Source organism: Candidatus Accumulibacter similis, assembly GCA_013347225.1.
GTDB classification, from domain to species: domain Bacteria; phylum Pseudomonadota; class Gammaproteobacteria; order Burkholderiales; family Rhodocyclaceae; genus Accumulibacter; species Accumulibacter similis.
On sequence record CP054595.1, the window covers coordinates 4,768,703 to 4,793,698 of the forward strand.

The 24,996-nt window shown below is 63.5% G+C and carries 26 protein-coding genes; 11 read left to right on the forward strand and 15 right to left on the reverse strand.

Features of this window, described 5'->3' with window-relative positions:
- Window positions 1-71 precede the first annotated feature (71 nt).
- On the reverse strand, window positions 72-2,330 hold the full coding sequence (gene clpA / locus HT579_21035; GenBank protein QKS31193.1) for an ATP-dependent Clp protease ATP-binding subunit ClpA: 2,259 nt from the start codon (window positions 2,328-2,330) through the stop codon (window positions 72-74).
- A complete protein-coding gene (gene clpS, locus HT579_21040; GenBank protein QKS31194.1) occupies window positions 2,331-2,639 on the reverse strand; it encodes an ATP-dependent Clp protease adapter ClpS in 309 nt (102 codons plus the stop codon).
- Between the two features lie 260 nt (window positions 2,640-2,899).
- On the opposite strand from clpS, the gene HT579_21045 reads away from it, so the two are divergent.
- Window positions 2,900-3,103, forward strand: a complete 204-nt coding sequence (locus HT579_21045) for a cold-shock protein (GenBank protein ID QKS31195.1) — start codon at window positions 2,900-2,902, stop codon at window positions 3,101-3,103.
- 58 nt (window positions 3,104-3,161) lie between these two features.
- Here HT579_21045 and soxZ read toward each other — a convergent pair whose 3' ends face one another.
- Genes soxZ through moaC form a run of 3 tightly spaced genes read right to left on the reverse strand, consistent with a single transcriptional unit; the run spans window position 3,162 to window position 4,504 of the window.
- Entirely contained in the window at window positions 3,162-3,503 is a 342-nt protein-coding gene (gene soxZ / locus HT579_21050) for a thiosulfate oxidation carrier complex protein SoxZ (protein QKS31196.1), read from the reverse strand.
- 16 nt (window positions 3,504-3,519) lie between these two features.
- Window positions 3,520-4,017, reverse strand: coding sequence for a thiosulfate oxidation carrier protein SoxY (soxY, locus tag HT579_21055; GenBank protein QKS31197.1), 498 nt, complete (start codon window positions 4,015-4,017; stop codon window positions 3,520-3,522).
- A 4-nt stretch (window positions 4,018-4,021) separates the two neighbouring features.
- A complete protein-coding gene (gene moaC, locus HT579_21060) occupies window positions 4,022-4,504 on the reverse strand; it encodes a cyclic pyranopterin monophosphate synthase MoaC (protein ID QKS31198.1) in 483 nt (160 codons plus the stop codon).
- A 174-nt stretch (window positions 4,505-4,678) separates the two neighbouring features.
- Here moaC and HT579_21065 point away from each other — a divergent pair, with 174 nt between their 5' ends.
- From HT579_21065 to pabB, 3 genes are read left to right on the forward strand one after another with little or no spacing between them, the layout of a single operon-like run.
- The gene (locus tag HT579_21065) at window positions 4,679-6,103 is read left to right on the forward strand and encodes a M48 family metallopeptidase (GenBank protein ID QKS31746.1); all 1,425 of its coding nucleotides are present in this window, start codon (window positions 4,679-4,681) and stop codon (window positions 6,101-6,103) included.
- Window positions 6,104-6,142: 39 nt separating this feature from the next.
- On the forward strand, window positions 6,143-6,370 hold the full coding sequence (locus HT579_21070; GenBank protein ID QKS31199.1) for a sulfurtransferase TusA family protein: 228 nt from the start codon (window positions 6,143-6,145) through the stop codon (window positions 6,368-6,370).
- A 54-nt stretch (window positions 6,371-6,424) separates the two neighbouring features.
- Window positions 6,425-8,203 carry an aminodeoxychorismate synthase component I gene (pabB, locus tag HT579_21075; GenBank protein ID QKS31200.1) on the forward strand — a complete coding sequence of 593 codons (1,779 nt, stop codon included), beginning with the start codon at window positions 6,425-6,427 and terminating at the stop codon, window positions 8,201-8,203.
- Window positions 8,204-8,245: 42 nt separating this feature from the next.
- Here pabB and HT579_21080 read toward each other — a convergent pair whose 3' ends face one another.
- The 4 genes from HT579_21080 to HT579_21095 all read right to left on the reverse strand — a co-directional run bounded on the left by HT579_21080 (window position 8,246) and on the right by HT579_21095 (window position 13,559).
- Window positions 8,246-11,083, reverse strand: coding sequence for a valine--tRNA ligase (locus HT579_21080; GenBank protein QKS31201.1), 2,838 nt, complete (start codon window positions 11,081-11,083; stop codon window positions 8,246-8,248).
- Window positions 11,084-11,152: 69 nt separating this feature from the next.
- Complete coding sequence (locus HT579_21085) at window positions 11,153-11,641, reverse strand: hypothetical protein (protein QKS31202.1); 489 nt, start codon at window positions 11,639-11,641, stop codon at window positions 11,153-11,155.
- On the reverse strand, window positions 11,641-12,066 hold the full coding sequence (locus HT579_21090) for a DNA polymerase III subunit chi (protein QKS31203.1): 426 nt from the start codon (window positions 12,064-12,066) through the stop codon (window positions 11,641-11,643). The genes HT579_21085 and HT579_21090 overlap by 1 nt, the downstream gene beginning before the upstream one ends.
- A complete protein-coding gene (locus HT579_21095; protein ID QKS31204.1) occupies window positions 12,063-13,559 on the reverse strand; it encodes a leucyl aminopeptidase in 1,497 nt (498 codons plus the stop codon). The genes HT579_21090 and HT579_21095 overlap by 4 nt, the downstream gene beginning before the upstream one ends.
- Before the next feature lie 77 nt (window positions 13,560-13,636).
- On the opposite strand from HT579_21095, the gene lptF reads away from it, so the two are divergent.
- Both lptF and lptG read left to right on the forward strand, forming a co-directional pair.
- Window positions 13,637-14,716 (forward strand): LPS export ABC transporter permease LptF, encoded by a 1,080-nt coding sequence (lptF, locus tag HT579_21100; protein QKS31205.1) that lies wholly within the window; start codon window positions 13,637-13,639, stop codon window positions 14,714-14,716.
- Window positions 14,713-15,801, forward strand: a complete 1,089-nt coding sequence (gene lptG / locus HT579_21105) for an LPS export ABC transporter permease LptG (protein QKS31206.1) — start codon at window positions 14,713-14,715, stop codon at window positions 15,799-15,801. The genes lptF and lptG overlap by 4 nt, the downstream gene beginning before the upstream one ends.
- Window positions 15,802-15,808: 7 nt before the next feature.
- Here lptG and HT579_21110 read toward each other — a convergent pair whose 3' ends face one another.
- The 4 genes from HT579_21110 to HT579_21125 are packed head-to-tail and all read right to left on the reverse strand — an operon-like array spanning window position 15,809 to window position 17,796.
- Window positions 15,809-16,306, reverse strand: coding sequence for an RDD family protein (locus tag HT579_21110; GenBank protein ID QKS31207.1), 498 nt, complete (start codon window positions 16,304-16,306; stop codon window positions 15,809-15,811).
- Complete coding sequence (locus tag HT579_21115) at window positions 16,245-16,886, reverse strand: DUF3106 domain-containing protein (protein ID QKS31208.1); 642 nt, start codon at window positions 16,884-16,886, stop codon at window positions 16,245-16,247. Before HT579_21115 ends, HT579_21110 begins: the two co-directional genes overlap by 62 nt.
- Window positions 16,859-17,236: a DUF3619 family protein gene (locus HT579_21120; GenBank protein ID QKS31209.1), complete on the reverse strand. Its 378-nt coding sequence runs from the start codon at window positions 17,234-17,236 to the stop codon at window positions 16,859-16,861. The genes HT579_21115 and HT579_21120 overlap by 28 nt, the downstream gene beginning before the upstream one ends.
- The gene (locus tag HT579_21125; GenBank protein QKS31747.1) at window positions 17,233-17,796 is read right to left on the reverse strand and encodes an RNA polymerase sigma factor; all 564 of its coding nucleotides are present in this window, start codon (window positions 17,794-17,796) and stop codon (window positions 17,233-17,235) included. Before HT579_21125 ends, HT579_21120 begins: the two co-directional genes overlap by 4 nt.
- 136 nt (window positions 17,797-17,932) lie before the next feature.
- Between HT579_21125 and ilvB the strand changes: the two genes are divergently transcribed.
- From ilvB to HT579_21150, 5 genes are all read left to right on the forward strand, one after another.
- Window positions 17,933-19,645 (forward strand): biosynthetic-type acetolactate synthase large subunit, encoded by a 1,713-nt coding sequence (gene ilvB / locus HT579_21130; protein ID QKS31210.1) that lies wholly within the window; start codon window positions 17,933-17,935, stop codon window positions 19,643-19,645.
- A gap of 11 nt (window positions 19,646-19,656) precedes the next feature.
- On the forward strand, window positions 19,657-20,148 hold the full coding sequence (gene ilvN / locus HT579_21135; protein QKS31211.1) for an acetolactate synthase small subunit: 492 nt from the start codon (window positions 19,657-19,659) through the stop codon (window positions 20,146-20,148).
- 32 nt (window positions 20,149-20,180) lie between these two features.
- Entirely contained in the window at window positions 20,181-21,197 is a 1,017-nt protein-coding gene (gene ilvC / locus HT579_21140) for a ketol-acid reductoisomerase (protein QKS31212.1), read from the forward strand.
- Between the two features lie 198 nt (window positions 21,198-21,395).
- On the forward strand, window positions 21,396-22,172 hold the full coding sequence (pssA, locus tag HT579_21145) for a CDP-diacylglycerol--serine O-phosphatidyltransferase (GenBank protein QKS31213.1): 777 nt from the start codon (window positions 21,396-21,398) through the stop codon (window positions 22,170-22,172).
- A gap of 283 nt (window positions 22,173-22,455) precedes the next feature.
- A complete protein-coding gene (locus HT579_21150) occupies window positions 22,456-23,994 on the forward strand; it encodes a 2-isopropylmalate synthase (GenBank protein QKS31214.1) in 1,539 nt (512 codons plus the stop codon).
- A gap of 56 nt (window positions 23,995-24,050) precedes the next feature.
- Here the strand turns inward: HT579_21150 and HT579_21155 are convergent, their stop codons facing one another.
- The gene (locus tag HT579_21155; GenBank protein ID QKS31215.1) at window positions 24,051-24,395 is read right to left on the reverse strand and encodes a DUF2069 domain-containing protein; all 345 of its coding nucleotides are present in this window, start codon (window positions 24,393-24,395) and stop codon (window positions 24,051-24,053) included.
- Window positions 24,392-24,988, reverse strand: a complete 597-nt coding sequence (gene wrbA, locus HT579_21160; GenBank protein ID QKS31216.1) for an NAD(P)H:quinone oxidoreductase — start codon at window positions 24,986-24,988, stop codon at window positions 24,392-24,394. The genes HT579_21155 and wrbA overlap by 4 nt, the downstream gene beginning before the upstream one ends.
- Window positions 24,989-24,996: the final 8 nt, after the last annotated feature.

Sequence of the window (24,996 nt, forward strand, 5' to 3'; positions counted from 1 at the left end):
AATCGCCTCTCGCTCTCGCTGCAAAGAAAAGCCGGCCACACCCTGCCGCAGGGCCGTTGGTCAAGGGAAACTCAGGCAACGACCTCGGGCTCTTCCTCGAACAGCAGCTTCACCTTCTGCTCCTCGTCGAGGCCGACCGTGACGTGACCACCATGGGCCAACCTGCCGAACAGCAGTTCGTCGGCCAGTGAAGCGCGGATGGTATCCTGAATCAGCCGCGCCATTGGCCTGGCCCCCATCAGCGGATCGAAGCCCCTAGCTGCGAGATGCTCCTTCAGGGCCGCCGTGAACACCACCTCGACCTTCTTCTCATGCAACTGTGCCTCGAGTTGCATCAGGAACTTGTCGACCACCCGCAGGATGATCTCGTGGTCGAGAGCCCGGAACGAGATGGTCGCATCGAGCCGGTTGCGGAACTCGGGCGTGAAGATGCGCCTGATCTCGGCCATTTCGTCACCTGCCTGCCGCGAAGGGGTGAAGCCCATCGTTGCCTTCTGGATCGCCTCCTGACCGGCGTTGGTGGTCATGATGATCACGACGTTGCGGAAATCCGCCTTGCGACCGTTGTTGTCGGTCAGCGTACCGTGGTCCATGACCTGCAGGAGAATGTTGTAGATGTCCGGGTGTGCTTTCTCGATCTCGTCGAGCAGCAGGACGCTGTACGGCTTCTTGGTGATTGCCTCGGTCAGCAGACCACCCTGATCGAAGCCGACGTAGCCGGGTGGCGCACCAATCAGGCGCGATACCGCATGCCGTTCCATGTATTCCGACATATCGAAGCGCACCAACTCGTTGCCGAGGCAATAGGCCAGTTGCTTCGCGACCTCGGTCTTGCCGACGCCTGTGGGGCCGGAAAAGAGGAAACTGCCGATCGGTCGAGTCGGATTGCCCAAGCCGGATCGCGCCATCTTGATCGCGCGGGCGAGTGCGTCGATGGCGGCATCCTGGCCAAACACCACCGCCTTCAGGTCACGGTCAAGGTTACGCAGGTTGTTGCGGTCATCGGACGAGACGTGGGTCGAGGGGATGCGCGCTATCTTGGCAACGATCTCCTCGATGTCGATCTTGCCGATCAGTTTCTTCTGTTTCGATTTCGGCAGAATCCTTTGCGCTGCGCCCGCTTCGTCGATGACGTCGATGGCCTTGTCCGGCAGGTGCCGGTCGGTGATGAAGCGGACGGACAGTTCGACCGCCGACGTCAGTGCGGCGGCCGAGTACTTGATTCCGTGGTGCGCCTCGAAGCGTGACTTGAGGCCCTTGAGAATCTCCACCGCCTCGGCACTCGATGGCTCATTGACGTCGATCTTCTGGAACCGCCGCGACAGCGCATGGTCCTTCTCGAAGATGCCGCGATACTCGTTGTAGGTCGTCGCACCGATACACTTCAGCTGCCCTGTGGAAAGGGCCGGCTTGAGCAGGTTCGACGCGTCGAGGGTGCCGCCGGAAGCCGACCCAGCGCCGATCAACGTGTGAATCTCGTCGATGAAAAGGATCGCTTGCGGGTTCTCGCTCAGTTGCTTGAGGACCCCTTTCAGGCGCTGTTCGAAATCACCCCGGTACTTGGTACCCGCCAGGAGGGAGCCCATGTCGAGGCAATACACGTTGGCTTTGGCCAGGATTTCCGGGATGTCGCTCTCGACGATCCGCCGCGCCAGCCCCTCGGCAATGGCCGTCTTGCCGACACCCGCTTCCCCGACCAGCAACGGATTGTTCTTCCGCCGCCTGCAGAGGGTCTGAATCACTCGTTCAAGCTCGGTATCACGGCCGATCAGCGGATCGATCTTGCCCTGCAAGGCGAGCGCATTGAGGTTGATCGTGTAGCTGTCGAGCGGGCCGGCTGCCGCTTGTGGTTCTGCTTCCGGCTCGGCCTCCGGTTCGCTGCGAGGCGAGTTCTGTGGCACCTTGCTGATCCCGTGCGAAATGAAGTTGACCACATCGAGGCGCGTAACGCCCTGCTTCTGGAGGTAATAGACCGCGTGCGAATCCTTCTCGCCGAAGATCGCCACGAGGACGTTGGCCCCGTTCACTTCCTTGCGCCCAGAGGACTGGACATGCAGGATGGCGCGTTGGATGACACGCTGGAAACCCAGCGTCGGCTGCGTGTCGATCTCGTCCTCACCCGACACCGTTGGCGTGTGTTCGCCGATGAAGCGGGTCAGGTCCTTGCGCAATTGCTCGATGTTCGCACCGCAGGCCCGCAACGCTTCGGCCGCAGACGGATTGTCGAGCAGTGCCAGCAGGAGATGTTCGACGGTGATGAACTCGTGACGCTTCTGCCGTGCTTCGACGAACGCCATGTGCAAGCTCACTTCAAGTTCCTGCGCAATCATTCAGTTCTCCTCCATTACGCACGCCAGCGGGTGCTGGTTGCTGCGTGCGAAACCTGTGACCTGTTCCACCTTGGTGGCAGCGACATCGCGCGGGTAAACCCCACAGACACCTCTGCCTTCTGTGTGCACTTTGAGCATGATCCGCGTTGCCTGTTCACGATCCATTGCAAAGAACCTTCGCAGAACGACGATGACGAAGTCCATCGGCGTGAAATCATCGTTCAGCAACAGTACCTTGTACAGTGGTGGCGGCGCCAGCTGCGTGCGCTTCGTTTCGAGGAGTGATCCGTCTTGATGCTTTGTTGCCATGGCCCAATTCTAACCAGTCCATACGGATGCGCAATACCACCCGCGGCCAGTTTCGGCGGCTCGCCGGTGTCTCCCGCACAGCGGCAAGCAAAAAAGCTTGACGCCGCCGCCTGCTTTAGCGTAAAAAGCTGGCATGCTCCGGATTCGTTGCGTAGCGAGGTTCTTCTGCCTGTCCGAAATACCTTGTCGGCGATTGTTGATTTGGAAGCATGCAAGTCGGGCAATGCCCGGATTCAGTCTTTTTTGAAGGAAGTGGCAATATGGCAACTGGTACAGTGAAGTGGTTCAATGACGCCAAAGGTTTCGGCTTCATCACCCCGGACGATGGCAGCGAGGATCTCTTCGCCCATTTCTCCGCAATCAGCATGGGCGGATTCAAGACCCTCAAAGAGGGCGAGAAGGTTTCCTTCGACGTGACGCAGGGCCCCAAGGGCAAGCAAGCATCGAATATCGCGCGCGCCTGACTCTTTCGGGAGCGCATCAGGTACCCGCCTCTGGCGGGTTTTTTTTGCCCCGCCGTCGCTACGACACGCTGGCCGCCGCCTGGGGCACAGCGATGATGACTTCGTCGCGCCGCCGGTCACCTCTCGTATCAGACCATTCGACTGCGATCCGGTCGCCCGCCTTCAGGCCGCGGGCGTAGAATGAAAACAATGGATTGCGCGAGATCGAGGTATTCAGCTGGCCGCCGATCAGGAGCGCACCGTTGGCAGTAAGCGAGAAGCTCTGTATGAAGTGCGCCGGAATCAACTGCCCACTGGCGGGATCCTTGCGCTGACCGGTCTCCATCGGATGCGGCATGAGAACGCGGATTTCGGTGAGGTCGCCCTGCAGACTGGCGCGGATCTTGATTGCTTCACCCATCCCCGACTCCCGACCCTCAGGCGCCGCAGCCGCCAAGAATCACCTTGACTTCACGGCTGGCGTGATGATTCTTTCCGTCTGCCGTCCTGACGACCACCCGGATGCGCGATGACTCGGCCATCTTGAGTTGCAGCCGGACGCGCGCCTGCGCGCCCTTGGCGAACGTCAGACTGGCTGCCAGCGGCATCGGGTTCTTCTCGATGAAGATGCTGATGCTCTGGCTGTCGGCTATGTTGCTGATCACCTCAATTGGCACCTGAGCACCGTTCTCGGCGATCTCGACCGTCTTGATGACGATACTGCTGCTGTCGCTGGAGTTGGCCGCACCTGCCGCCCGAATGGCCTCCGAGAGGCTGGTAGCGGTAAAGGCAGCGCGGTTCCAGTCGGCCGCCAGGACCGCCGTTGGCCGCAGCAGATTGGCGGTCAGCATGGCGCCAGCACTGACGCCGGCGGTCGCTGCCTTGAGCAGCAAGCGGCGCAGGCGATCAACGTCGCCCTTCCCTGCCAGCGGCATCGTTTCAGTCCCCCTGCCAGTGCCCCGATCGGCCACCGTCTTTCTCGAGCAGGCGAACGCCCTCCAGGCGCATGCCGCGATCGGCAGCCTTGCACATGTCGTAGATCGTCAGCAGGCCAATGCTCACCGCCGACAAAGCCTCCATCTCGACACCAGTGCGTCCGAAACTCTCGACACGCGCCTTGCACGCGATGCTGCTGGCCGCGCAATCGATCTCGAACTCGACGGTGATTCGGGTCAAGGCAATCGGGTGGCACAGCGGGATCAGGTCCGACGTTCGTTTGGCACCCTGAATCGCCGCGATTCGGGCAACCGCCAGGACATCCCCCTTGCTCGCCGAGCCGGCGACGACAAGCGCCAGGGTCTCCGGGCGCATCGAGATGGCGCCGCTGGCGGTGGCGTGCCGATGGGTCTCCGCCTTGGTCGTGACATCGACCATCTGCGCCTGGCCGTGTCGATCAAAATGGGACAAGGGGCTCGTAGACATCGCCGGAGAAAGGGCTCAAGGCAGGCGGGGCAAGCGGTCGATCACCCCGACAGACGCTGTAACGGTCGGTCACACTTTGTCGGATGCTCGTTCGGTATGATATCACCCATTGCCCTCAACCAAGACTGGAAGACCCGTTTGATACCGCTGCCGCGTTTCGTCACCGCATTGCTCATGGCAACCGCCATCGCGGCCTCATCGGCCTTGGCGATGGACGAACTGCCAGACTTGGGCGAGGCCGCCCGTGCCGAACTGTCGCCACAGCTCGAACGCAAGATCGGCGAGCGGATTCTGAACGAGATCCGTCTGCGCGAGCCAAGCTACGTCGACGATCCCGAGTTGTCGGATTACCTCAACCACCTCGGTGGCCGGCTGGTGGCTGCCAGTGCGAACCCGACTGCCGACTGCTACTTCTTTCTTGTCCGCGACAACACAGTCAATGCCTTTGCCATGTTCGGTGGTTTCATCGGCGTGAACACGGGGACACTGCTGACAGCTCAATCGGAGTCCGAACTGGCAGCCGTCCTGGCACACGAGGTCTCGCACGTGCTGCAGGCGCACCTGGCACGACAGATCATGCGCGAAAAGCAAAGCTCGATCGCCACCATGATCGCGATGGCCGTCGGAGTTCTCGCCGCCCGATCGAACTCGCAAGTGGCAACCGCGGCAATTGCATCGGCACAAGCCGGGTCGATTCAGGCACAACTGGCCTACAGCCGCGATTTCGAACGTGAAGCCGATCGCGTAGGTTTTCAGACTCTCAGCCAGGCCGGCTTCGATGTGCGCGGCATGGCCGATTTCTTTGGCCGCCTGCAGCAGGCGGGCCGGGTCTATGAGAACAGTGCCCCAGTCTATATGCGATCGCATCCGCTGACCGTCGAGCGGATGTCGGACATGCAGAACCGGGCCCAAAGCGCTCCCTACCGGCAGGTGGCCGACAGTCTGGACTTCCATCTCGTGCGGGCAAAGCTGCGAGCCCAGACGGGCACACCGCAGGAGGGGATCAGCGAGTTCGGCAAGCAGCTGCGGGAGAAGAAATATGCTTCCGAAGTGGCAGTCCGTTACGGGCTGAGCTACTCGCTGCTGCGGGCAAAGGACATCATGGGAGCGCAGCGGGAGTTCGATGCGCTCGCCGCCCTGAAACCCTCTTCGCCACTGCTTGCCGGACTGGCAGCGACGATCCGGACCGCCGACAACGACCCGGGCGGCGCAGCCGCGATCTACCGTGACGGCCTGCAGCGCTATCCGCAGTCCATGGCGCTGATCTACGGCTACGCCGAAGCCCTGCTCGCGGCGAAGCGCTACGAACAGGCGCGCAGCTTCCTCGAGTCGCAGTTGCAGTTCCACGCTTCGGACTACAAGCTGCACGGCCTGCTGGCCAGAACCTTCTCGGCAACCGGCAAGCGCCTGCTGCAGCACCGTGCCCAAGCCGAGTTCTACTTGCTGCAAGGACAGCTCGGGCCGGCCGTCGAGCAGTTGCAGTTTGCGCAACAGGCAGCCGACGGGAGTTTCTTCGAACAATCAGCGGTTGACGCCCGCCTGCGCGAGTTGCGTCGACAGCAGGCCGAGGAAGCGAAGCAGAAGAGGACAGGGCTTTAACGTTTACAATACGGGGCTGGCTTTCCTGTGGATCACGCCATGCATTTCGATCGAGAGTTAGATGTCAAGGGTCTCAACTGCCCCTTGCCCATCCTGCGGACCAAGAAGGCGCTTTCCGAAATGTCGGCAGGCGAAGTCCTGCATGTACTGGCCACCGACCCCGGAGCCGTCAAGGATTTCGAGGCCTTTGCCAGGCAGACGGGCAATGAGCTGTTGTCACGTTCCGAGACAGACAAGGTCTTCGAGTTCTTTCTGCGGCGCAAGTGACAAGGGCATCCACCGCAGCGCGTGCCACGTGAGGGCGCAGGCGCCTGCAGCCTGATGTCCGGTAGCAGCGACTTCGCCCTTTTCGATGGTGAGCGAGGCGACGCCCTCCTGCTTGAAGGCTGCTGCCGAAGCTACCGGCTCGCCGCGGGCGACGATCCGGTGCCCCTCTTCGCCACCATCGAAGCCGAAGCGGCTGCCGGGCGATGGGTTGCAGTGGCTGCCGATTATGCACTCGCTGCCTCGTTCGAGAGCGCGGCAGTGGCGGTGCCCACGGCCGGTCCGGTCATGCGTGTCTGGGTTTTCGAGCGCGCCGAATGGCTCGACGCGAAGGCCGTCACGGGCTTCCTCGCCGACCGCGTGGCTGCCCTTCCCGAGCAGCAGCGAGTGGCGGGAATCGCCGATCTGCTGCCGGCAGTCTCCGCTGCCCGGCACGCGAAGCAGGTACGGCAGATCCGCAGGTGGATCGCTGACGGCGACTGCTATCAGATCAACCTCACCTTTTCCATGCGCTGTCGCGTCTACGGAAGCCCGCTGGCGCTGTACCAGCGCTTGCGGCCGCGGCAACCCGTCCGCTATGGCGGCTACCTGACGGTCGGTGCCGAGACGATCCTGTCGTTCTCGCCCGAACTGTTCTTCGAGCGCCAGGCGGACCGCGTGCTGACGCGGCCGATGAAGGGCACGTCAGCACGCGGCCGAACGGCCGACGAAGATGAAGCGCTGCGGGCTGCGCTCATCTCTTCGCCCAAGGAGCGGGCAGAGAACATCATGATCGTCGACCTGCTGCGCAACGACCTGGGCCGGCTGGCGCAGCCCGGCAAGGTGCGCGTGCTTGCCCTGTGCGAGACCGAGGCCTACCCGACGCTCTGGCAGATGGTGTCCACGGTCGCCGCCGAGTTGCCAGGGGCAAGCTTGGCCGATCTGTTCGCCGCGCTCTTTCCCTGCGGCTCGATTACCGGCGCACCGAAGATCCGCGCCATGCAACGCATCGCCGAACTGGAGGAGACGCCGCGCCACCTCTACACCGGCGCCCTTGGCTGGCTGGCCCCAAGCGGCGACTGCCGGTTCAACGTGGCGATTCGCACCCTTGAACTCGGCTCTCGCGGCGACGCCCGCGTCGGCGTGGGCAGCGGCATCGTCGCCGATGCCGATGCCGCGAGCGAATACGCCGAATGCCTGCTGAAGGCGAGTTTCCTGATCGGCTCCGATCCCGGCTTCGAGCTCTTCGAAACGCTGCGCCTGGAGGCCGGCCGCTATCCGCTGCTTCGCCCGCACCTCGAACGCCTGCAGGCTTCCGCCGCCACTCTTGGCTTCAGCTGTGCTCTGCCGAGCCTGTCCGAGACACTCGCCGCTGCCGCGCGCGCCCATCCTGCTGGCGTCTTCCGGGTTCGCCTGCTTCTCAGGCATGATGGGCGCCAAACCGCCAGCGTGTCACCGCTGCCCGCCGACGCACCGGCAGGGTATGCGGCGGTGTTCGCCAGCGAGGCCGTGTCTGCCGATGATTACCTGCTGCGCCACAAGACGACGGTGCGGTCCCGCTACGATCGCGCGCTGACGGCACTGCTGGATCGACCAGCGGTGTTCGACGCCATCTTCTGCAACGAACGCGGCGAGGTCTGCGAAGGCGCCCGCAGCAATGTTTTCGTCGAGCGCGACGGACTGCTCCTGACGCCGCCCGTGTCCTGTGGTCTGCTGCCTGGAGTCCTGCGGCGACAGTTGCTCGATTCGGGACGCGCGGTCGAACAGGTCCTGCACCGCTCGGACCTGCAGCACGCCACGGGCCTCTACCTCGGCAACGCCCTGCGCGGACTGATTCCGGTCACGCTTGCAGGCTGAACGGCGGCAGCGCCGCAGAGGCGCGGCGACAGTCGAACTCGGTCAGCGGCCCGCCGGCGCCTGGCCGCGCTCGAGGCGTGCGCGCTGCGGCTCGAGTTCGGCCAGCGTGGCGACGAAGGCGGCGAGGCGCCTTCTCTCCTGGTCGACCACCGCCGCGGGAGCACGCGCAACAAAGCTCGTGTTGGCCAGCTTGGCCCTGGCCTTGCCGATCTCACCGCTGAGCCGGGCAATCTCCTTGTCGAGCCGCTCGCACTCGACGGCGACATCGATCTCCACCTGCAACATGAGTTTCGTCTCGCCGACGACGGCAATCGGTGCATTCGCGTCGCCCGGCATTGCGGCGACGATCTCCAACTCGGAAAGTTTGCACAGCGACTTGAGATAGGGGGCGAATTTCGCCAATGGCTGACTCCTGCCACAGGCGATCAGGGGCACCCGCGCTGCCGGTGACAGGTTCATTTCACCGCGCAGATTGCGGCAGGCGTAGGCCAGCGCCTTCAACTCCTTCATGCTGGCTTCGCTCTGCATATCGACCTTCTCCGGCTGCGCCTGCGGATAGGATGCCAGCATCACCGAGTCATGCGTCCTGCGACCGGCGACCGGAGCCACCGCCTGCCAGAGTTCCTCGGTGATGAACGGCAGCAGCGGATGTGCCAGACGGAGGACCGTCTCCAGTACGCGTGCCAGCGTCCGCCGTGTCGCCCGTACCTGTGTTTCGCTCCCCTGCTGCAACTGCACCTTCGACAACTCGACGTACCAGTCACAGAACTCATCCCAGACGAACTCGTAGAGCGACCGCGCCAGGAGATCAAATCGGTAGTCGGCGAAATGCTGCGCCAGTTCTGCCTCGGTGCGCTGCAGCCGGCTGACGATCCAGCGGTCGGCGAATGAGAAGTCGAGATTCGTTGCACAGCCGCCGCCAGCGCAGGCATCGAGGCCCAGATCGTGCCCGGCGGTGTGCATCAGGACAAAGCGGCTCGCGTTCCACAGCTTGTTGCAGAAGTTGCGGTAGCCCTCGCAGCGGCCGAGATCGAACTTGATGTCGCGGCCCGGGCTGGCGAGCGAGAGAAAGGTAAAACGCAGTGCATCGGTACCAAACGCGGGAATCCCTTGTGGATACTCCTTGCGCGTGCGCTTCTCGATCTGCTCCGCCTGCCTTGGATTCATCAGGCCACTGGTGCGTTTCTCGATCAGCGCATCGAGGCCGATGCCGTCGATGAGGTCGATCGGGTCGAGCACGTTGCCCTTCGACTTGCTCATCTTCTGCCCCTCGGCGTCCCTGATGAGACCGTGGACATAAACGTGCCTGAACGGGATGCGGCCGGTGATGTGACGGGTCATCATGACCATCCGCGCGACCCAGAAGAAGATGATGTCGAATCCCGTGACGAGTACCGTCGACGGCAGATAGAGGTCCAGTGCGGGGTTGCTCTCGGCTGGCCATCGGGGCGTCCAGTCGAGCGTCGAGAAGGGCCACAGCGCCGACGAATACCAGGTGTCGAGGACGTCCGGGTCACGCACCAACGGCCCCCGGCAGCCGGCTGCGTTCGCTTCGGCTCTCGCCTCGGCCTCGTCGTGCGCGACGAAAACCTGCCCGTCCTCACTGTACCAGGCGGGAATCTGGTGACCCCACCACAGTTGCCGCGAAATGCACCAGTCCTGGATGTTGTTCAGCCACTGGTTGTACGTATTGACCCAGTTCTCCGGGAAGAAGCGGATCTCGCCCGAAGCGACACAGGCGAGAGCCTTGCCGGCGATGCTGCTGCCGTCGGCACCGGGCTTGCTCATCGCCACGAACCACTGGTCGGTGAGCATCGGCTCGATGACGACACCGGTACGATCGCCGCGCGGCACCTTCAGGAGATGCGGCTCGACCTTGTCGAGGAAGCCCTGCTGCTCGAGATCGCTGACGACGAGTTCGCGCGCAGCGAAGCGATCCAGGCCGCGATAACGTTCCGGGGCGTTGTCGTTGACGCGCGCATCGAGCGTCAGGATCGGGACCACCGCCAACTGGTGACGCTGACCCACCGCGTAGTCATTGAAATCGTGTGCCGGGGTCACCTTGACACAGCCGGTGCCGAAGGCGAGATCGACGTAGGCGTCGGCAATGATCGGGATCTCTCGCCCACAGAGGGGCAGCCGGACCATCTTGCCCAACAGGTGGCGGTAGCGCTCATCGTCGGGATGGACCATCACCGCCGTGTCGCCGAGCATGGTCTCCGGGCGTGTCGTGGCGACCACCAGTGAGGCACTGCCGTCGGCCAGCGGGTAGCGGATATGCCACAGCTGTCCGCGCTCCTCTTCCTGGACGACCTCGAGGTCGGAGACCGCGGTCTGCAGGACGGGATCCCAGTTGACCAGGCGCTTGCCGCGATAGATCAGTCCCTCGCGGTAGAGCTGGACGAAGGTCTCGGTGACCGTCCGCGACAGTCCGGCGTCCATCGTGAAGCGCTCGCGACTCCAGTCGGGCGAGGTGCCCAGACGGCGCATCTGGCGGGTGATCGTACTGCCCGAGAACTCCTTCCACTGCCACACCTTCTGCAGGAACTTCTCTCGCCCGAGATCATGACGGGAGACGCCCTCGGCGTCGAGCTGACGCTCGACGACGATCTGCGTCGCGATCCCGGCGTGATCGGTACCCGGTTGCCACAACGTGTTGTCGCCCCGCATGCGATGGTAGCGCGTCAGCGCATCCATGATCGCCTGATTGAAGCCGTGCCCCATGTGCAGGGTGCCGGTAACGTTCGGCGGCGGCAGCAGGATGCAGAAGGAGTTGCTCCTGCCGGCATCCAGACCGGCACCGAAGTACCCTCTCGCTTCCCACGTCGGGTACCAGCGGCGTTCAATCTCGGCCGGTTCAAAGCTCTTGGCGAGGTCCATGGGCACCCATCAGGGGAAATTCAGGGAGGCACATTATAGCTGATCGTGCAGGTGCTCCGCTGCGGACGGTCACGGCCCGTCCGGACCTGGCGGCGCGCGCTCCTCGAGCGTCGGCAGCGGCAGCGGCAGCTGGCCGCGCTGCGCCAGGAAATCACCCAGCGCGGCAGCGATGGCAGCCGACAGTCCCTGGCGCAACTGCTCGCCGGCACTGTCCAGGACCAACGCGATGAGGGCAGGCGTTTCGCTCGCCAGCCGCTGCTCGAGCAAGCGGCCAAGGTCACCGGCAAGCAGCGGACGCAGGGCATCGGCGGACCCTGCCGGCACCATGTCGGCGGCGTCCACCGCAGGCAGGACAACTTCGGTCAGCAACGGCAGGTCCTCGTCGTCGCCGGCGGCTGCGCCACGGTCTTCGGTGTCGTTCCGCTCCGCCGTCGAAGCGACGAAGCTGCGCCGTCGCCGGCCATGGCGCGGGTTGCCGCGACGGTCGCTGCCGGCCACGCCGGCATCGGCATGGATCAGCGAATCAGCACGGCTGATCAGGTCGCCATCTTCCGCCATCAGGTTCTCCCCGACTGATCGATGTACTGGATGTCGTAGCCGCGATCCCGGTAGAAGCGGGCGCGCTGACGCCCGGCGAGGCGCTCCTCCTCACCTGGGCCGACGATCTCGATCAGGCTGTCGAAACGCGAGAACCCTGGCGGCACCTCAGGCGCCAGATTGAACAGCCGTTCATCGCGGTCGATGGCATCGAGCCGGTTGGCAATCACCACCGGCGTTTCCGCTGCCAGCGGCGAATCGATGTCGACATGCGGCACGAAGCCGGTCGGCGGATGCAGCCAGAGGTGGCGGTCGAGCGCCGCGGCAACTGCGGCATCGGGAGCATAGACGAGCAGAGACTTCTTCTGGCCGACCGCCCTGGCAATCAGGCTGGCTGCCGTTGCCACCCGGTCGGCGGCATTGTGGTAGAAGAAGATCCTCGTCAATGGAGTTTTCCGGCGCGTTTGAGGAGATAGTGCACCAGCAGCGAGACCGGTCGACCGGTCGCGCCCTTGTCGCTCCCCGACTTCCAGGCGGTACCCGCGATGTCGAGATGCGCCCAGACGTACTTCCTGGCGAAGCGGGCAAGAAAGCAGGCAGCCGTGATGCTGCCGGCCGAGCGGCCACCGATGTTCGACATGTCCGCGAAAGGGCTCTTGAGCAACTCCTGATAATCGTTCCACAACGGCATCTGCCAGGCCCGATCGTGGGCCTCATCACCAGCATGCACCAACTCACGCGCCAGCGTGTCGTTGTTGGCAAAAAGACCGCTGGCGACGTGGCCGAGCGCGATCACGCAGGCGCCGGTGAGCGTTGCGACGTCGATCACCGTCTCCGGGTCGAAGCGGGCGGCATAGGTCAGCGCATCGCACAGGATCAGTCTGCCCTCGGCATCGGTGTTGAGGATCTCGATGGTCTGACCGGACATCGAGGTGACGATGTCGCCAGGCCGCGTCGCCTCCCCGCCAGGCATGTTCTCCGCCGCCGGAACGATCACCGTCAGGTTGAGCGGCAGCTTCATGAGCGCCACCGCCTTGATGGTACCGAGCACGCTGGCAGCGCCGCACATGTCGTACTTCATCTCGTCCATTTCGGCGGCCGGCTTCAACGAAATGCCCCCGGTATCGAAAGTGATGCCTTTGCCGATCAGCGCCAGTGACTTGTCGTCCCCCTTGCCCCCCTTGTAGTGGAGGACGATCAGCTTCGGTGGCTGCCGTGAGCCGCTGGCGACAGCGAGCAGCGAATGCATGCCAAGCGCTGCCATCTCGTCCCGGTCGATGATCTGGCAGTCGAGCTTGTGCTCGGCCGCCAGCTTCTGCGCGGTCTCTGCAAGATGACTCGGAGTACACACGTTGGCCGGCAGGTTGGCGAGGTTCTTGGCGAGGTTGACGCCCTCGCCGATCGCCTGACCCTGCATCAGGGCTGCCTCGGCGGCCGCGAGTTCGTTCCGCCGGTCGACGACGAAGGTCAGCTTGCGCAGCGGCCGGCGCACCTTGTCCTTCTTGCTCTTGAACTGATCGAAACGATAGACCGCCTCGTGCGCGACGATCACCGCCTGCCGCACACGCCATGCCGTGCTGCGCCGTCTGACCGCAGTGTCGGTCAGAAAGACCGTTCCGTCGAACGATCCAGTCTCGTTCAGCGTGCGCACCGCTGCCCGGATGGCGTCGGCGAACTCCTTGTCGCCAAACTCCTTTTCCTTGCCTAGTCCAACCAGCAACACGCGGTCGCAGAGGGTTCCGGGAACGTTGTGCAGCAACAGTGTGGAGCCCGCCTTTCCCTCCATGTCGCCGCGACGGATGATGTCCGACAGATGGTTCCGGGCCGCATTGTCGAGGAGTTCCCCGGTCAGCGTCAGCTTGCGCGGCTCGAAGACGCCGACCACCACACAGGCACTGCGCTGCTTCTCCGGGCTGCCACTTTTTATGCTAAATTCCACCGACCCCCTCCTCCTCACGCGCATGCTGTTTCACAAAAAAACCGATTATCACTGCAGTTTTTCAGCAAAGTCAAAGAATGATCTTTCAGCGGGCGGTGCGGCGCGAGTTTACCCAGGCGGCGGCAGGTGTCTTCACCGCGCTGTTCGCGATCATGCTCACGACGCAGTTGATCCGCCTGCTCAACGAGGCTGTGCAGGGCAAGGTCGAAGCCGAGGCCGTGGCAGCACTGCTCGGCTTTGCCGCACTCAACTATCTGCCGCACCTGCTGTCCCTGTCGCTGTTCGTTGCCATCCTCCTCTGCCTCTCGCGGGCCTATCGGGATTCCGAGATGGTCGTCTGGTTCGCCTGCGGTCTACCGCTGACGGCATGGATTCGCCCCGTGCTCGGTTTCGCCGCACCGCTGGTGGTGACCATCGCAGTGCTTTCCTTCTTCCTGTCTCCCTGGGCCTTGTCCGAAAGCATCGAGTTCCGCAACAAGCTCAGCACCCGCCGGGACGCTGGGCAGGTGGCGCCCGGCACCTTTCAGGAGTCGTCGACCGGCAACCGTGTCGTGTTTGTCGAAGAGGTTGCCGACGACACGAGCCATGTGCGCAACGTCTTCGTCAGCGACACGCGCCCCGACCGCCTGGGAATCACGGTCGCCGGCAAGGGGCACCAGGAGATCGCCGCCAATGGTGATCGCTTCATCGTCCTCGAGGATGGGCGCCGTTACGAGTTTGCGCCGGGAAGCGCCGAGTTCAGCCAGGTCGAGTATGCACGCTATGCGGTTCGCCTGGAGACCAAGGAAGCGCGTGGCGTCGTCCAGACGCCACGCAGCATGGGCACCCTGGAACTGCTGGCGCACGACTCGCGGCAGCATCGTAGCGAACTGCTCGGGCGTCTCAGCCTGCCGATTTCGGCGGTAGTCCTGGCCCTGCTGTCGATACCGATGTCATTCGTCAATCCGCGCGCCGGTCGTTCGGCCAATATGTTGCTGGCGATCCTCGCCTATCTGTTCTACAACAATCTGGTGACCATCGGCCAAGAGTGGGTGGCGCGCGGCAAGCTCTCCTTTGCCGTCGGCCTGCTCGGCATTCACCTGCTGATGTTGTGCCTCCTGCCAGTTCTCTTCTACAAGCGGATTGCCGTCTCCTCCTTTCTGCGGCTGTCGCGATGAAGGTCTATCAGCGCTACATCGCGCGCGAAGTGGCAGCCGCAATCCTGCTCGTCCTGCTGGCCTTTCTGGCGCTTTTCGCCTTTTTCGACCTCCTCGGCGAGGTCGGCAGCCTCGGTCAGGGTGGCTACAGGATTCAGCATGCCTTGGTCTACGTCCTGCTGCGACTCTCCGGCAGGGCATACGAGTTGATGCCGCTGGCCATCCTGATCGGCACCCTCTATGCGCTTGCCAACCTCTCCCGACACTCCGAGATCACGGTGCTGCGCGCATCCGGCCTGTCGACCGGCAGGCTGCTCGTCTGCCTGTGCCAGATAGCCGCTGCGTTTGCCGTCCTCACCTTCCTGATCGGCGAGTACGTCGCGCCACCGGCAGAGCATGCCGCCAGCCAGTTGCGACTCAAGGAACGCGGGCGCACGATGCAGGAACTGCGCAGCGTGCGCAACCTGCGTTCAGGGTTGTGGGTCAAGGACGAAAGAAGTTTCATCAACATCCGCGTGCTCCTCTCCGACAGGAGCCTGCGCGGTATCCGGATCTACCAGTTTGACGAGCATGGCAAGCTGCGCAGCGTCATCGAGGCAGCCGCAGGCGAATTCGCCGCTGACGACGGTTGGCACCTGACCGACGTTGCCCACACCGTCTTGCTGAACGACAGCGCCAAGGTCGAAAAACTGGCAGAGATGTCCTGGCGCTCGGCATTGAACCCCGAGATCCTCGCCGTCCTCATGCTTTCGCCCGACCGCATGTCGCTGCGCCACCTTTCCGCATACACCAGACATCTCGCCGACAATCGCCAACAAACCAACCGTTACGACATCGCCTTCTGGAAGAAGATCGTCTATCCGCTGGCGGGTCTGGTGATGGTTGCCCTCGCCCTGCCATTTTCCGCCGGACATCACCGCGCATCGGGGATCGGCCTGCAGATCTTCGCCGGGGTCATGATCGGCGTCCTCTTTCACACGCTCAACGGCCTGTCCTCGAACCTCGGAGCGATCCACGGCTGGTCGCCGCTGCTCAGTGCAGCCGCTCCGTCGGCCCTGTTCCTCTTGGCGGCCGGACTGATGATCTGGTGGGTCGAAAGGCGCTGAACGACGTTCAGGCGAGGATCAGTCGCGTGCCGGAAAGGCGGTCATGCAGGAACTGCCCGTCGCGGTCGAGAACGGCCCAGAGAATGCCGACGCCAAGCAGGATCAGCAGGATGCCTGGCCAGCAGAGCAGGTAGCGCAATAACGCCTGCGCTGGCCGGATCGGCATACCGTCGACGCTGACGAGACGGATACGCCAGGTCTTCATGGCCAGGGTCTGTCCGCCGTGCAACCAGAACCAGACGAAATAGATCAGCAGGACGAGAAAGCAATGCGCCCACATGAGGGCCGGTGATGCCGGCCGCCGTGCAAAGGCTCCCAGGATGATATGCGGCAGGAGGAACAGCACGGCGAGTAGCGCCAGAACGAGCAGCGACTCGTAGCACATGCTGGCGAGACGACGGGCGATCCCGGGCCTGCCGGCAGGCTGCAGGAGTGGCACGCCGTCAGCGCCCCTGTTCCCCAGCCCCACCTGCCGGAGCCGCTTCCGCCGCCGACACCGGCGCATTGCCCGATGCAGACGACGGCACGGGAACGACTCCGTCCGTTCCGCCTTTCGCTGCCCGGGCGGCCGCCGCTCCTGGCTGCTCGGGACGCTGGCCGCCGGCAGGAAGCGCGCCCAGCGGGGAGTGTCCCGGCTTCGGCACCGGCTTGCTGGCTGCCTGTTGCTTGAGCCGCTCCTTTTCCTCTTCCGGCAGGCTTGAGTACTCTTCCCACTTCTGCCGCAGCTCCTCCTTTTTCTCGGCCGGCAACTGACTGGCGGTGATGAAGTTCTCACGCGCCTGAGCCCGCTGCGCCGGGGTCAGCTTGCCCCACTCCTGCATCTGGGTCTGAATCCGTCTCTGCTCTGCGGGCGTCATGCTGGCAAAGCGCCGTGCGATGCCCAGCCACTTCTTCTGCCGGTTGGACTCCAGGCTATCCCAGTCGTCACTCAGAGGTGCGAGGACGATCTTCTGCTCGACCGTCAGTTCGGTCCACTGCGGCTGCGCCGGGGTTACGATCGCCGATGGCCCGGAAACCTCAGCCCGCAGCGGCAACGCCCACAGACTTGCCAGGACCGCTACTGCGACGCCGAGCTTTTCAGCCATGCAGCAAAGCCCTTGTCGGTGAAAGCTGCGACCGGCAGTTCATCCGAGAGCAACGCGCTATCGATGACCTCGAGTTCGGCGATGCTCTGCTCGGCATGCCAGAAGGTATAGGTGCCGATACCAAACGCGACGAGAAGGGCAAGACCGACCTGCCTGAGGCGCCGATGGTCGGCCTGCTGCAGCAGGAAGCCGGCGACGCCGGCGAACACGGATTGACGCTCGGCAACCTTTTGCCGTGCCAGCGCGCGCCGCCGCCCTTCCTCCAGGCGCAGTCGCGTTTCGTTCGGCAACTCGTGCAGTCCGCTATTCAGGTGCTGCCTGAGCCTGTAGGCAAAGTGCTGTTCGTTCATAGGGTAATTCCTCGGGCCTTGAGTGCTGCCGCCAGCGTGTGATTTGCACGCGAGCAATGCGTCTTGACGCTGCCCTCCGAGCAGCCCATCGCGGCTGCGGTCGTGGCGACGTCCATGTCTTCCCAGTAACGCAGGAGAAAGGCTTCGCGTTGACGCGCCGGCAAGGATTGAATCTCTTTCTCGATGATCGCCAGAACCTGCGTCTGCTCGAGTTGCTCATCGGGAAGCTGTGGACTGTAAGAGCCCGATTCGCTGCCGAAGGTTTCCAGCGGATCGTGATCCTCATCGTCGCTCGGCGACAGCGCCGACAGCAACGTCGTCCACATTGAGCGCACCCTGCTGCGTCGGTAGTAGTCGCGGATGGTGTTCTGCAGGATGCGCTGGAACAGCATCGGCAGCTCTTCGGCCGGACGGTCACCGTACTTCTCGGCGAGCTTCAGCATCGCGTCCTGGACGATGTCGAGCGCGGATTCTTCGTTGTGCACGGCGAACATTGCCTGCTTGAATGCACGACGTTCGACTGCAGTCAGAAAATCTGACAGTTCGCGTTGGCTGGCCAGAGCGAAAATCCTTGCTTTTTCAGGTTGGAAGCGGTTCCCGCGCTCGGTGATGGTCGTTAACGCCTTGACCAATCGAGGCCAAAGCTTTAACGTTGCACACTTTTTTTAACGCAATTTGCTTGCTGGGGCGACGGCAATGACAATGATGACCGGTGCGGAGATTGTAATCAGGTGCCTGCAGGAAGAAAAGGTCGAGTACGTATTCGGCTATCCAGGTGGCGCCGTGCTGCACATTTATGATGCACTGTTCAAGCAGGATCAGGTGAAGCACATTCTCGTCCGTCACGAGCAAGCAGCCGTGCACGCTGCCGATGGCCTGGCCCGCTCTTCGAACAAGGTCGGCGTCGCGCTCGTCACCTCCGGCCCCGGCGCGACCAATGCGGTGACGGGGATCGCCACCGCCTACATGGATTCGATCCCGGTCGTGATCATTTCCGGACAGGTACCGAAAGATTACATCGGCCAGGACGCCTTCCAGGAGTGCGACACCGTCGGCATCACGCGGCCCTGCGTCAAGCACAATTTCCTCGTCAACGACGTTCACAAGCTGGCGCTGACGCTCAAGAAGGCCTTCTACATCGCCAACAGCGGTCGCCCCGGACCGGTTGTCGTCGACATCCCGAAGGACGTCACCGCCGCCAAGTGCAAGTTCGAGTATCCGGAAGGCATCCAGATGCGCTCGTACAACCCGGTGGTCAAGGGTCACCTGGGCCAGATCAAGAAGGCCGTACACCTGCTGCTCGAGGCCAGACGGCCGATGATCTATACCGGTGGCGGGGTCATCCTCGCCAATGGCGCTGAGCAACTGACCCGTCTCGTCCGCCGACTCGGCTTTCCGATCACCAATACCCTGATGGGCCTTGGCGCGTATCCGGCGACCGACCCGCAGTTCCTCGGCATGCCCGGCATGCATGGCACGGTCGAAGCCAACTTGGCGATGCAGCACTGTGACGTGCTGCTCGCCATCGGCGCGCGTTTTGACGATCGCGTGATCGGCAATCCGGACAACTTCGCCTCGATCCCGCGCAAGATCATCCACGTCGACATCGACCCCTCGTCGATCTCGAAACGGGTCAAGGTCGACGTGCCGATCGTCGGCAACGTTCCCGACGTACTCGAGGAGATGCTCCGCCTGCTCGACGCCGGCAACGCTGCTCCCGACGCACAGGCTCTGGCTGCGTGGTGGCAGGAGATCGATGCCTGGCGTGCCACGCAGTGCATGAAATACGCCAGGAAGAAGAATGTGATCATGCCGCAGTACGTAATCGAGAAGCTGTACGAGGTGACCGCCGGCAGGGCCATCGTCACATCCGACGTCGGCCAGCACCAGATGTGGGCGGCGCAGTACTACAAGTTCGACGAGCCGCGGCGCTGGATCAACTCGGGCGGCCTCGGGACGATGGGTGTCGGTCTCCCCTATGCCATGGGTGCCGCCCTGCAGCACCCGAAGATGCCGGTCGTCTGCGTCACCGGAGAGGGCTCGATCCAGATGTGCATCCAGGAGTTGTCGACCGCCAAGCAGTTCCGCCTGCCGATCAAGATCATCAACCTCAACAACCGCTATCTCGGCATGGTGCGGCAGTGGCAGGAGATGTTCTACGGCAGCCGCTACTCGGAGTCGTACATGGATTCGCTGCCGGACTTCGTCAGGCTCGCCGAAGCCTATGGCCACGTCGGAATCCGCGTCGAGCGGCCGGAAGATGTCGAGCCGGCACTGCGCAAGGCCTTCACAGACCACGAGGACGAACTCGTGTTCATTGACTTCATCACCGATCAGAAGGCAAACGTCTTTCCGATGGTCGCCGCCGGCAAGGGCTTGGCGGACATGATCCTGACCGAAGACCTGTAAGGGAAAGCAAGATGCGACACATCATCTCAATCCTGCTCGAGAACGAAGCCGGTGCCTTGTCACGAGTCGCCGGCCTCTTTTCCGCCCGCGCGTACAACATCGAAACGCTGACGGTGGCTCCGACCGAAGACGTCTCGCTGTCGCGCCTGACGATCGTCACCAGCGGCACCGACGCGGTGATCGAGCAGATCACCAAGCAGCTGAACAAGCTGATCGACGTCATCAAGGTCGTCGATCTCTCCGAGGCCGCACACATCGAGCGCGAACTGATGCTGATCAAGGTGCGCGCCACCGGCAAGGACCGCGAGGAACTGAAGCGCTTGGCCGACATCTTCCGCGGCCACATCATCGACGTGACCGAGTCGACCTACGTCATCGAACTGACCGCCAGCGGGGCGAAGCTCGACTCGTTCATCCAGGCCATCGACGCCGGACTGATTCTCGAAACGGTTCGCACGGGCGTCTGCGGCATCGGTCGCGGCGAACGCATTCTCAAGGTCTGAACAGACCGATACCAGCAAGCAGAGGAAATCACATGAAAGTTTTCTACGACAAGGATGCCGACCTTTCGCTGATCAAGGGCAAGAAGGTCAGCATCATCGGCTATGGTTCGCAGGGCCACGCGCACGCCCAGAATCTCAATGATTCCGGAGTCAAGGTCACGGTCGGGCTGCGCAAGGACGGGGCTTCCTGGAGCAAGGCCGAGGCGGCTGGATTGAAGGTGGAGGAGGTCGCCAGAGCGGTCCGCGGCGCAGATGTGGTGATGATCCTGTTGCCGGACGAGAGCATTCCGCAGGTGTACAACGCCGATGTGGCTCCAAACATGAAGAAGGGTGCCGCCCTGGCTTTTGCCCATGGTTTCAACATCCATTACAACCAGGTCGTGCCGCGCGACGACCTCGACGTGATCATGGTGGCGCCAAAGGGCCCGGGGCACACGGTGCGCTCCGAATACCTCAAAGGCGGTGGCGTGCCTTCACTGATCGCCGTACACCAGGATCGATCCGGCAAGGCCCGCGACATCGCCCTCTCCTATGCTGCTGCCAACGGCGGTACCAAGGGCGGCGTGATCGAGACGAACTTCCGCGAGGAAACGGAAACCGACCTCTTCGGCGAACAGACGGTGCTCTGTGGTGGCGCTGTGGAACTGGTCAAGATGGGCTTCGAGACGCTGGTCGAAGCCGGCTACGCGCCCGAAATGGCGTATTTCGAGTGCCTGCACGAATTGAAGCTGATCGTCGACCTGATGTACGAAGGCGGGATCGCCAACATGAACTACTCGATTTCGAACAATGCCGAGTATGGGGAGTACGTGACCGGCCCCGAGGTGATCAACGAGACTTCGCGAGCAGCGATGCGGGCCGCTCTGCAGCGGATCCAGAACGGTGACTACGCCAAGATGTTCATTCTCGAAGGACGCACCAACTACCCGTCGATGACAGCCCGTCGCAGATTGACGGCGCAACACGAGATCGAGGTGGTCGGCGCCAGGCTGCGCGACATGATGCCCTGGATCAAGAAGAACCGCCTGGTCGACCAGAGCAGGAACTGATCGCTCCCTGGCGCGGCGAGGGGCGCGGTCCGACGGCGGATCGCGGCCTTCGCCGGACGCTGCCCCCGGGTTTCCCAACCACCGCCGCGCGTGCCTGCCCGCCGGCGGTCGGCAGGCAACGCACGGTGACCACTGGCAGGCCGCCGACGAAGCTTCCCCGAACGGGGCTCACCCGCCTGACTCCAGCCCGACAGAGCCATGCCCGAAATAAAGCCTCGCAAGACACTGTTCAACCCGGAGTTGCGGCGTCGAGGCATCTACGTCCTGCCCAACCTGTTCACGACGGCAGCGCTCTTCTGCGGCTTCTTTGCCATCGTCCAGGCGATGACCGGCAGCTTCGAGCGCGCGGCAGTGGCAATCTTCGTGGCGATGATCCTCGATGGCCTCGATGGGCGGGTGGCACGCATGACGCGCACACAGAGCGCGTTCGGCGCCGAGTACGACTCGCTTTCCGACATGGTCTCCTTCGGCGTCGCGCCAGCGCTTGTGATCTACGCCTGGGCCCTCAAGGACATTGGCCGCCTCGGCTGGATTGCCGCCTTCATCTACTGTGTCGGCGCAGCGTTGCGCCTGGCCCGTTTCAACACCAGCCTGGAGGTGATCGACAGGCGTTACTTCCAGGGCCTGCCCAGCCCGGCTGCAGCGGCGCTGGTCACCGGGTTCTTCTGGGTGATGATCGACAAGAGCATTGCCCCTGCCGAGGTTCGCTGGCTGGCCTGCGGCCTGGTGATCTTTGCCGGGATTTCGATGGTTTCGAATCTCCGCTTCTACAGCTTCAAGGACGTCAATCTGCGGCGCAGCGTTCCGTTCATTTTCGTCGTCGGCATTGCCCTGAGCTTTGCCGTCCTGTCGTACGATACGCCGGTCGCCCTGTTCGGCGTCTTCGTCGCCTATTCCCTGTCCGGCTATGTCCTCGCGCTGTTGCGCAAGCTCAGGCGCAGACCTCTGCCGCCGGAATCCCCTCCGCCAGTCTGACTCGCGGGCACTGTCCTTGGCAGCCTTCAGTAACCGCGGCGGCACGTTCAAGGCCCCTGACAGCCGCATTGACACGACGATTCGAAACTGTTTATAGTCTGCGCGTGCTTCAGTCCGGCCACCCTTCCCGCTGCTTCCCGCTCGCTGGCTGGCTGTTGCGACGGGCGCTGCAGCGCGCCACACGCCACGCTAGCCATCCCCCTTGTTGCGCACACACCTGCAGTCGCTTGCCCGCCACGGGCAACGCTGCAGGGATTCACATCGTTCCATGCGGAGTCAGGACATGAAAGAGCATCTGATGATTTTCGACACGACCTTGCGTGACGGCGAGCAGAGCCCCGGCGCTTCGATGACCAAGGACGAAAAGCTGCGCGTGGCCCGACAACTGGAGCGCATGCAGGTCGACGTGATCGAAGCGGGGTTCGCGGCCGCCTCACCCGGAGACTTCGAAGCGATCCGCAGCATTTCCCGGGTGATCAAGGGCTCGACCGTCTGCTCGCTGGCCCGTTCGAGCGAGAACGACATCCGTCGCGCCGGCGAGGCCATCGCTCCGGCGGCGCGCGGCCGCATCCATACATTCATCGCCACCAGTCCGATCCACATGGAAAAGAAGCTGCGCATGACGCCGGATCAGGTGGTCGAAGCAGCGGTAAGAGCCGTGCACTGGGCACGCGAGTATACGGATGATGTGGAGTTTTCGGCCGAGGACGCGGTGCGTTCCGATGTCGAGTTCCTCTGCCGGGTCTTCGCAGCGGTCATCGAGGCCGGCGCCACCACCATCAACGTGCCAGACACCGTCGGCTACAGCGTTCCCACGGTCTGGGGGGAACTGATGCGCACCCTGATTGCGCGCGTTGCGGGGGCCGAACGCGTCGTTTGGTCGACCCACTGTCACAACGATCTCGGCATGGCCGTCGCCAACTCGCTGGCGGCGGTACTGGCCGGTGCGCGTCAGGTGGAATGCACGATCAATGGTCTTGGCGAACGGGCGGGCAACGCGTCGCTCGAGGAGGTTGTGATGGCGGTCCGCACCCGCAGCGACATCTTCCCGGTACAGACCCGCATCGATGCGACGCAGATCGTTCCCGCCTCCAAGCTGGTGTCGCAGATCACCGGCTACCCGGTGCAGCCGAACAAGGCCGTCGTCGGTGCCAATGCCTTTGCCCACGAGTCCGGAATCCATCAGGACGGCGTCCTCAAGCACCGGGAGACGTACGAGATCATGCGTGCCGAGGATGTCGGCTGGTCACAGAACAAGCTCGTGCTCGGCAAGCATTCGGGGCGCAACGCCTTCAAGTCCCGCCTGTCTGCGCTCGGCATCGTCCTCGACAGCGAGGAAGCGCTCAACGCAGCATTCGGCCGCTTCAAGGAACTCGCCGACAAGAAGCACGAAATCTTTGACGAGGACCTGCAGGCGCTGGTCTCCGACGAAAAACTGGCGCCGCCGGGTGAGCACTTCAAGCTGGCCTACTTGCACGTCTGCTCGGAAACCGGCGAGACGCCGGCGGCCGACATCACACTGACCGTCGGCGGGGCCGAGCGGAAGGCTGCAGGCATCGGCAGCGGCCCTGTCGATGCGACCTTCAAGGCAATCGAGTCGATCGCCGACAGTGGCGCCCAGTTGCTGCTCTATTCGGTCAACGCGATCACCACCGGCACCGACGCCCAGGGTGAGGTGACCGTTCGCCTGGCCCGGCAGGGGCGGATCGTCAACGGCAACGGTGCCGATACGGACATTGTCATCGCTTCCGCTCGGGCCTATCTCAACGCTCTCAACAAACTGCAGTTTCCCGATCGACTGGACCCGCAGGGCGACGTCTGACCAGGTCCGGCAGCGGCAACCGCTGCCGCCGGGCGCGCCAGCCCGACCGCCCGGATTCAGCGTGCCGTTGGACGTGTGCGGCGAGCGTAGCCGACGCAGGCGGAGAAGAAGATCAGCGCCAGGCAGATCTCGGCGATCGCCAGCACCTGTCCCGTACCGCGCTCGGTGGTTGCCCGCACGACGCCTTCGGCCACGTACAGCAGGATCAGCATCGACGCCCACTGGTACGTGTAGCGCCGCCCGTTGAGAATGCCGAAAAGAGGCGCCAGCAGCGGCAGGCACTTCAGCGCCAGCCAGCTACCACCTGGCACGACCGGCGCCAGGCGCAGTTCCCAGGCAAGGCAGAGAAAGATCAGCGCGATCAGGCTACCGCAGGCGGTCAGGTAGAGGCCGCGGATCATCGCCGGCGCAGTTGCAGGGCGACTGAAGCCAGTCGGTGGCCCTGCGCGAAAGCGAGTTGCCGCTCGTCGTCGGTGAGAGTCGGATTCCCTTCCGCCCCGGCCAAGTGGCTGGCACCATAAGGGGTACCACCGCTGCGCGTGGCCGTGAGCGCGCTTTCGCTGTAGGGCAGACCGAGCAGCAACATTCCGTGGTGCAGGAGCGGCAGCATCATCGACAGCAGCGTACTCTCCTGTCCACCGTGCGCAGTGGCGGTCGAGGTGAACACGCAGGCAGGCTTGCCGGCCAGGATGCCTGCCGACCACTGCGCCGCCGTGCTGTCCCAGAAGTACTTCATTGGCGCCGCCATGTTGCCAAAGCGGGTAGGGCTGCCCAGCGCCAGGCCAATGCACTCGTCGAGATCGGCCACGTCGACATACGGTGCCCCGACCGGCGGAATCTCCGGCTCACTGGCAGTGCAGACAGTCGCGACCCGCGGCACCGTCCGCAGACGCGCAGTGACGCTGCCGACGGACTCGACACCCCGGGCGATCTGTTGCGCCAAGGCCCGCACCGAACCCCGATGGCTGTAGTAAAGCACGAGAATTTCCGGCATCGGGCTAT

Bases quoted from the DNA above. Each gene is read 5' to 3' on its own strand.
- clpS (QKS31194.1), bottom strand. From the start codon at position 2,639: ATGGCAACAAAGCATCAAGACGGATCACTCCTCGAAACGAAGCGCACG.
- HT579_21110 (QKS31207.1), bottom strand. From the start codon at position 16,306: ATGCGCCGGTGTCGGCGGCGGAAGCGGCTCCGGCAGGTGGGGCTGGGG.
- wrbA (QKS31216.1), bottom strand. From the start codon at position 24,988: ATGCCGGAAATTCTCGTGCTTTACTACAGCCATCGGGGTTCGGTGCGG.
- HT579_21045 (QKS31195.1), top strand. From the start codon at position 2,900: ATGGCAACTGGTACAGTGAAGTGGTTCAATGACGCCAAAGGTTTCGGC.
- HT579_21155 (QKS31215.1), bottom strand. From the start codon at position 24,395: ATGATCCGCGGCCTCTACCTGACCGCCTGCGGTAGCCTGATCGCGCTG.
- ilvB (QKS31210.1), top strand. From the start codon at position 17,933: ATGACAATGATGACCGGTGCGGAGATTGTAATCAGGTGCCTGCAGGAA.
- HT579_21080 (QKS31201.1), bottom strand. From the start codon at position 11,083: ATGGACCTCGCCAAGAGCTTTGAACCGGCCGAGATTGAACGCCGCTGG.
- HT579_21065 (QKS31746.1), top strand. From the start codon at position 4,679: ATGGCAACCGCCATCGCGGCCTCATCGGCCTTGGCGATGGACGAACTG.
- pssA (QKS31213.1), top strand. From the start codon at position 21,396: ATGCCCGAAATAAAGCCTCGCAAGACACTGTTCAACCCGGAGTTGCGG.
- HT579_21070 (QKS31199.1), top strand. From the start codon at position 6,143: ATGCATTTCGATCGAGAGTTAGATGTCAAGGGTCTCAACTGCCCCTTG.
- soxY (QKS31197.1), bottom strand. From the start codon at position 4,017: ATGCCGCTGGCAGGGAAGGGCGACGTTGATCGCCTGCGCCGCTTGCTG.
- HT579_21150 (QKS31214.1), top strand. From the start codon at position 22,456: ATGAAAGAGCATCTGATGATTTTCGACACGACCTTGCGTGACGGCGAG.
- HT579_21115 (QKS31208.1), bottom strand. From the start codon at position 16,886: ATGGCTGAAAAGCTCGGCGTCGCAGTAGCGGTCCTGGCAAGTCTGTGG.
- HT579_21120 (QKS31209.1), bottom strand. From the start codon at position 17,236: ATGAACGAACAGCACTTTGCCTACAGGCTCAGGCAGCACCTGAATAGC.
- moaC (QKS31198.1), bottom strand. From the start codon at position 4,504: ATGTCTACGAGCCCCTTGTCCCATTTTGATCGACACGGCCAGGCGCAG.
- ilvN (QKS31211.1), top strand. From the start codon at position 19,657: ATGCGACACATCATCTCAATCCTGCTCGAGAACGAAGCCGGTGCCTTG.
- ilvC (QKS31212.1), top strand. From the start codon at position 20,181: ATGAAAGTTTTCTACGACAAGGATGCCGACCTTTCGCTGATCAAGGGC.
- soxZ (QKS31196.1), bottom strand. From the start codon at position 3,503: ATGGGTGAAGCAATCAAGATCCGCGCCAGTCTGCAGGGCGACCTCACC.
- HT579_21085 (QKS31202.1), bottom strand. From the start codon at position 11,641: ATGGCGGAAGATGGCGACCTGATCAGCCGTGCTGATTCGCTGATCCAT.
- clpA (QKS31193.1), bottom strand. From the start codon at position 2,330: ATGATTGCGCAGGAACTTGAAGTGAGCTTGCACATGGCGTTCGTCGAA.
- pabB (QKS31200.1), top strand. From the start codon at position 6,425: ATGTCCGGTAGCAGCGACTTCGCCCTTTTCGATGGTGAGCGAGGCGAC.
- lptF (QKS31205.1), top strand. From the start codon at position 13,637: ATGATCTTTCAGCGGGCGGTGCGGCGCGAGTTTACCCAGGCGGCGGCA.
- lptG (QKS31206.1), top strand. From the start codon at position 14,713: ATGAAGGTCTATCAGCGCTACATCGCGCGCGAAGTGGCAGCCGCAATC.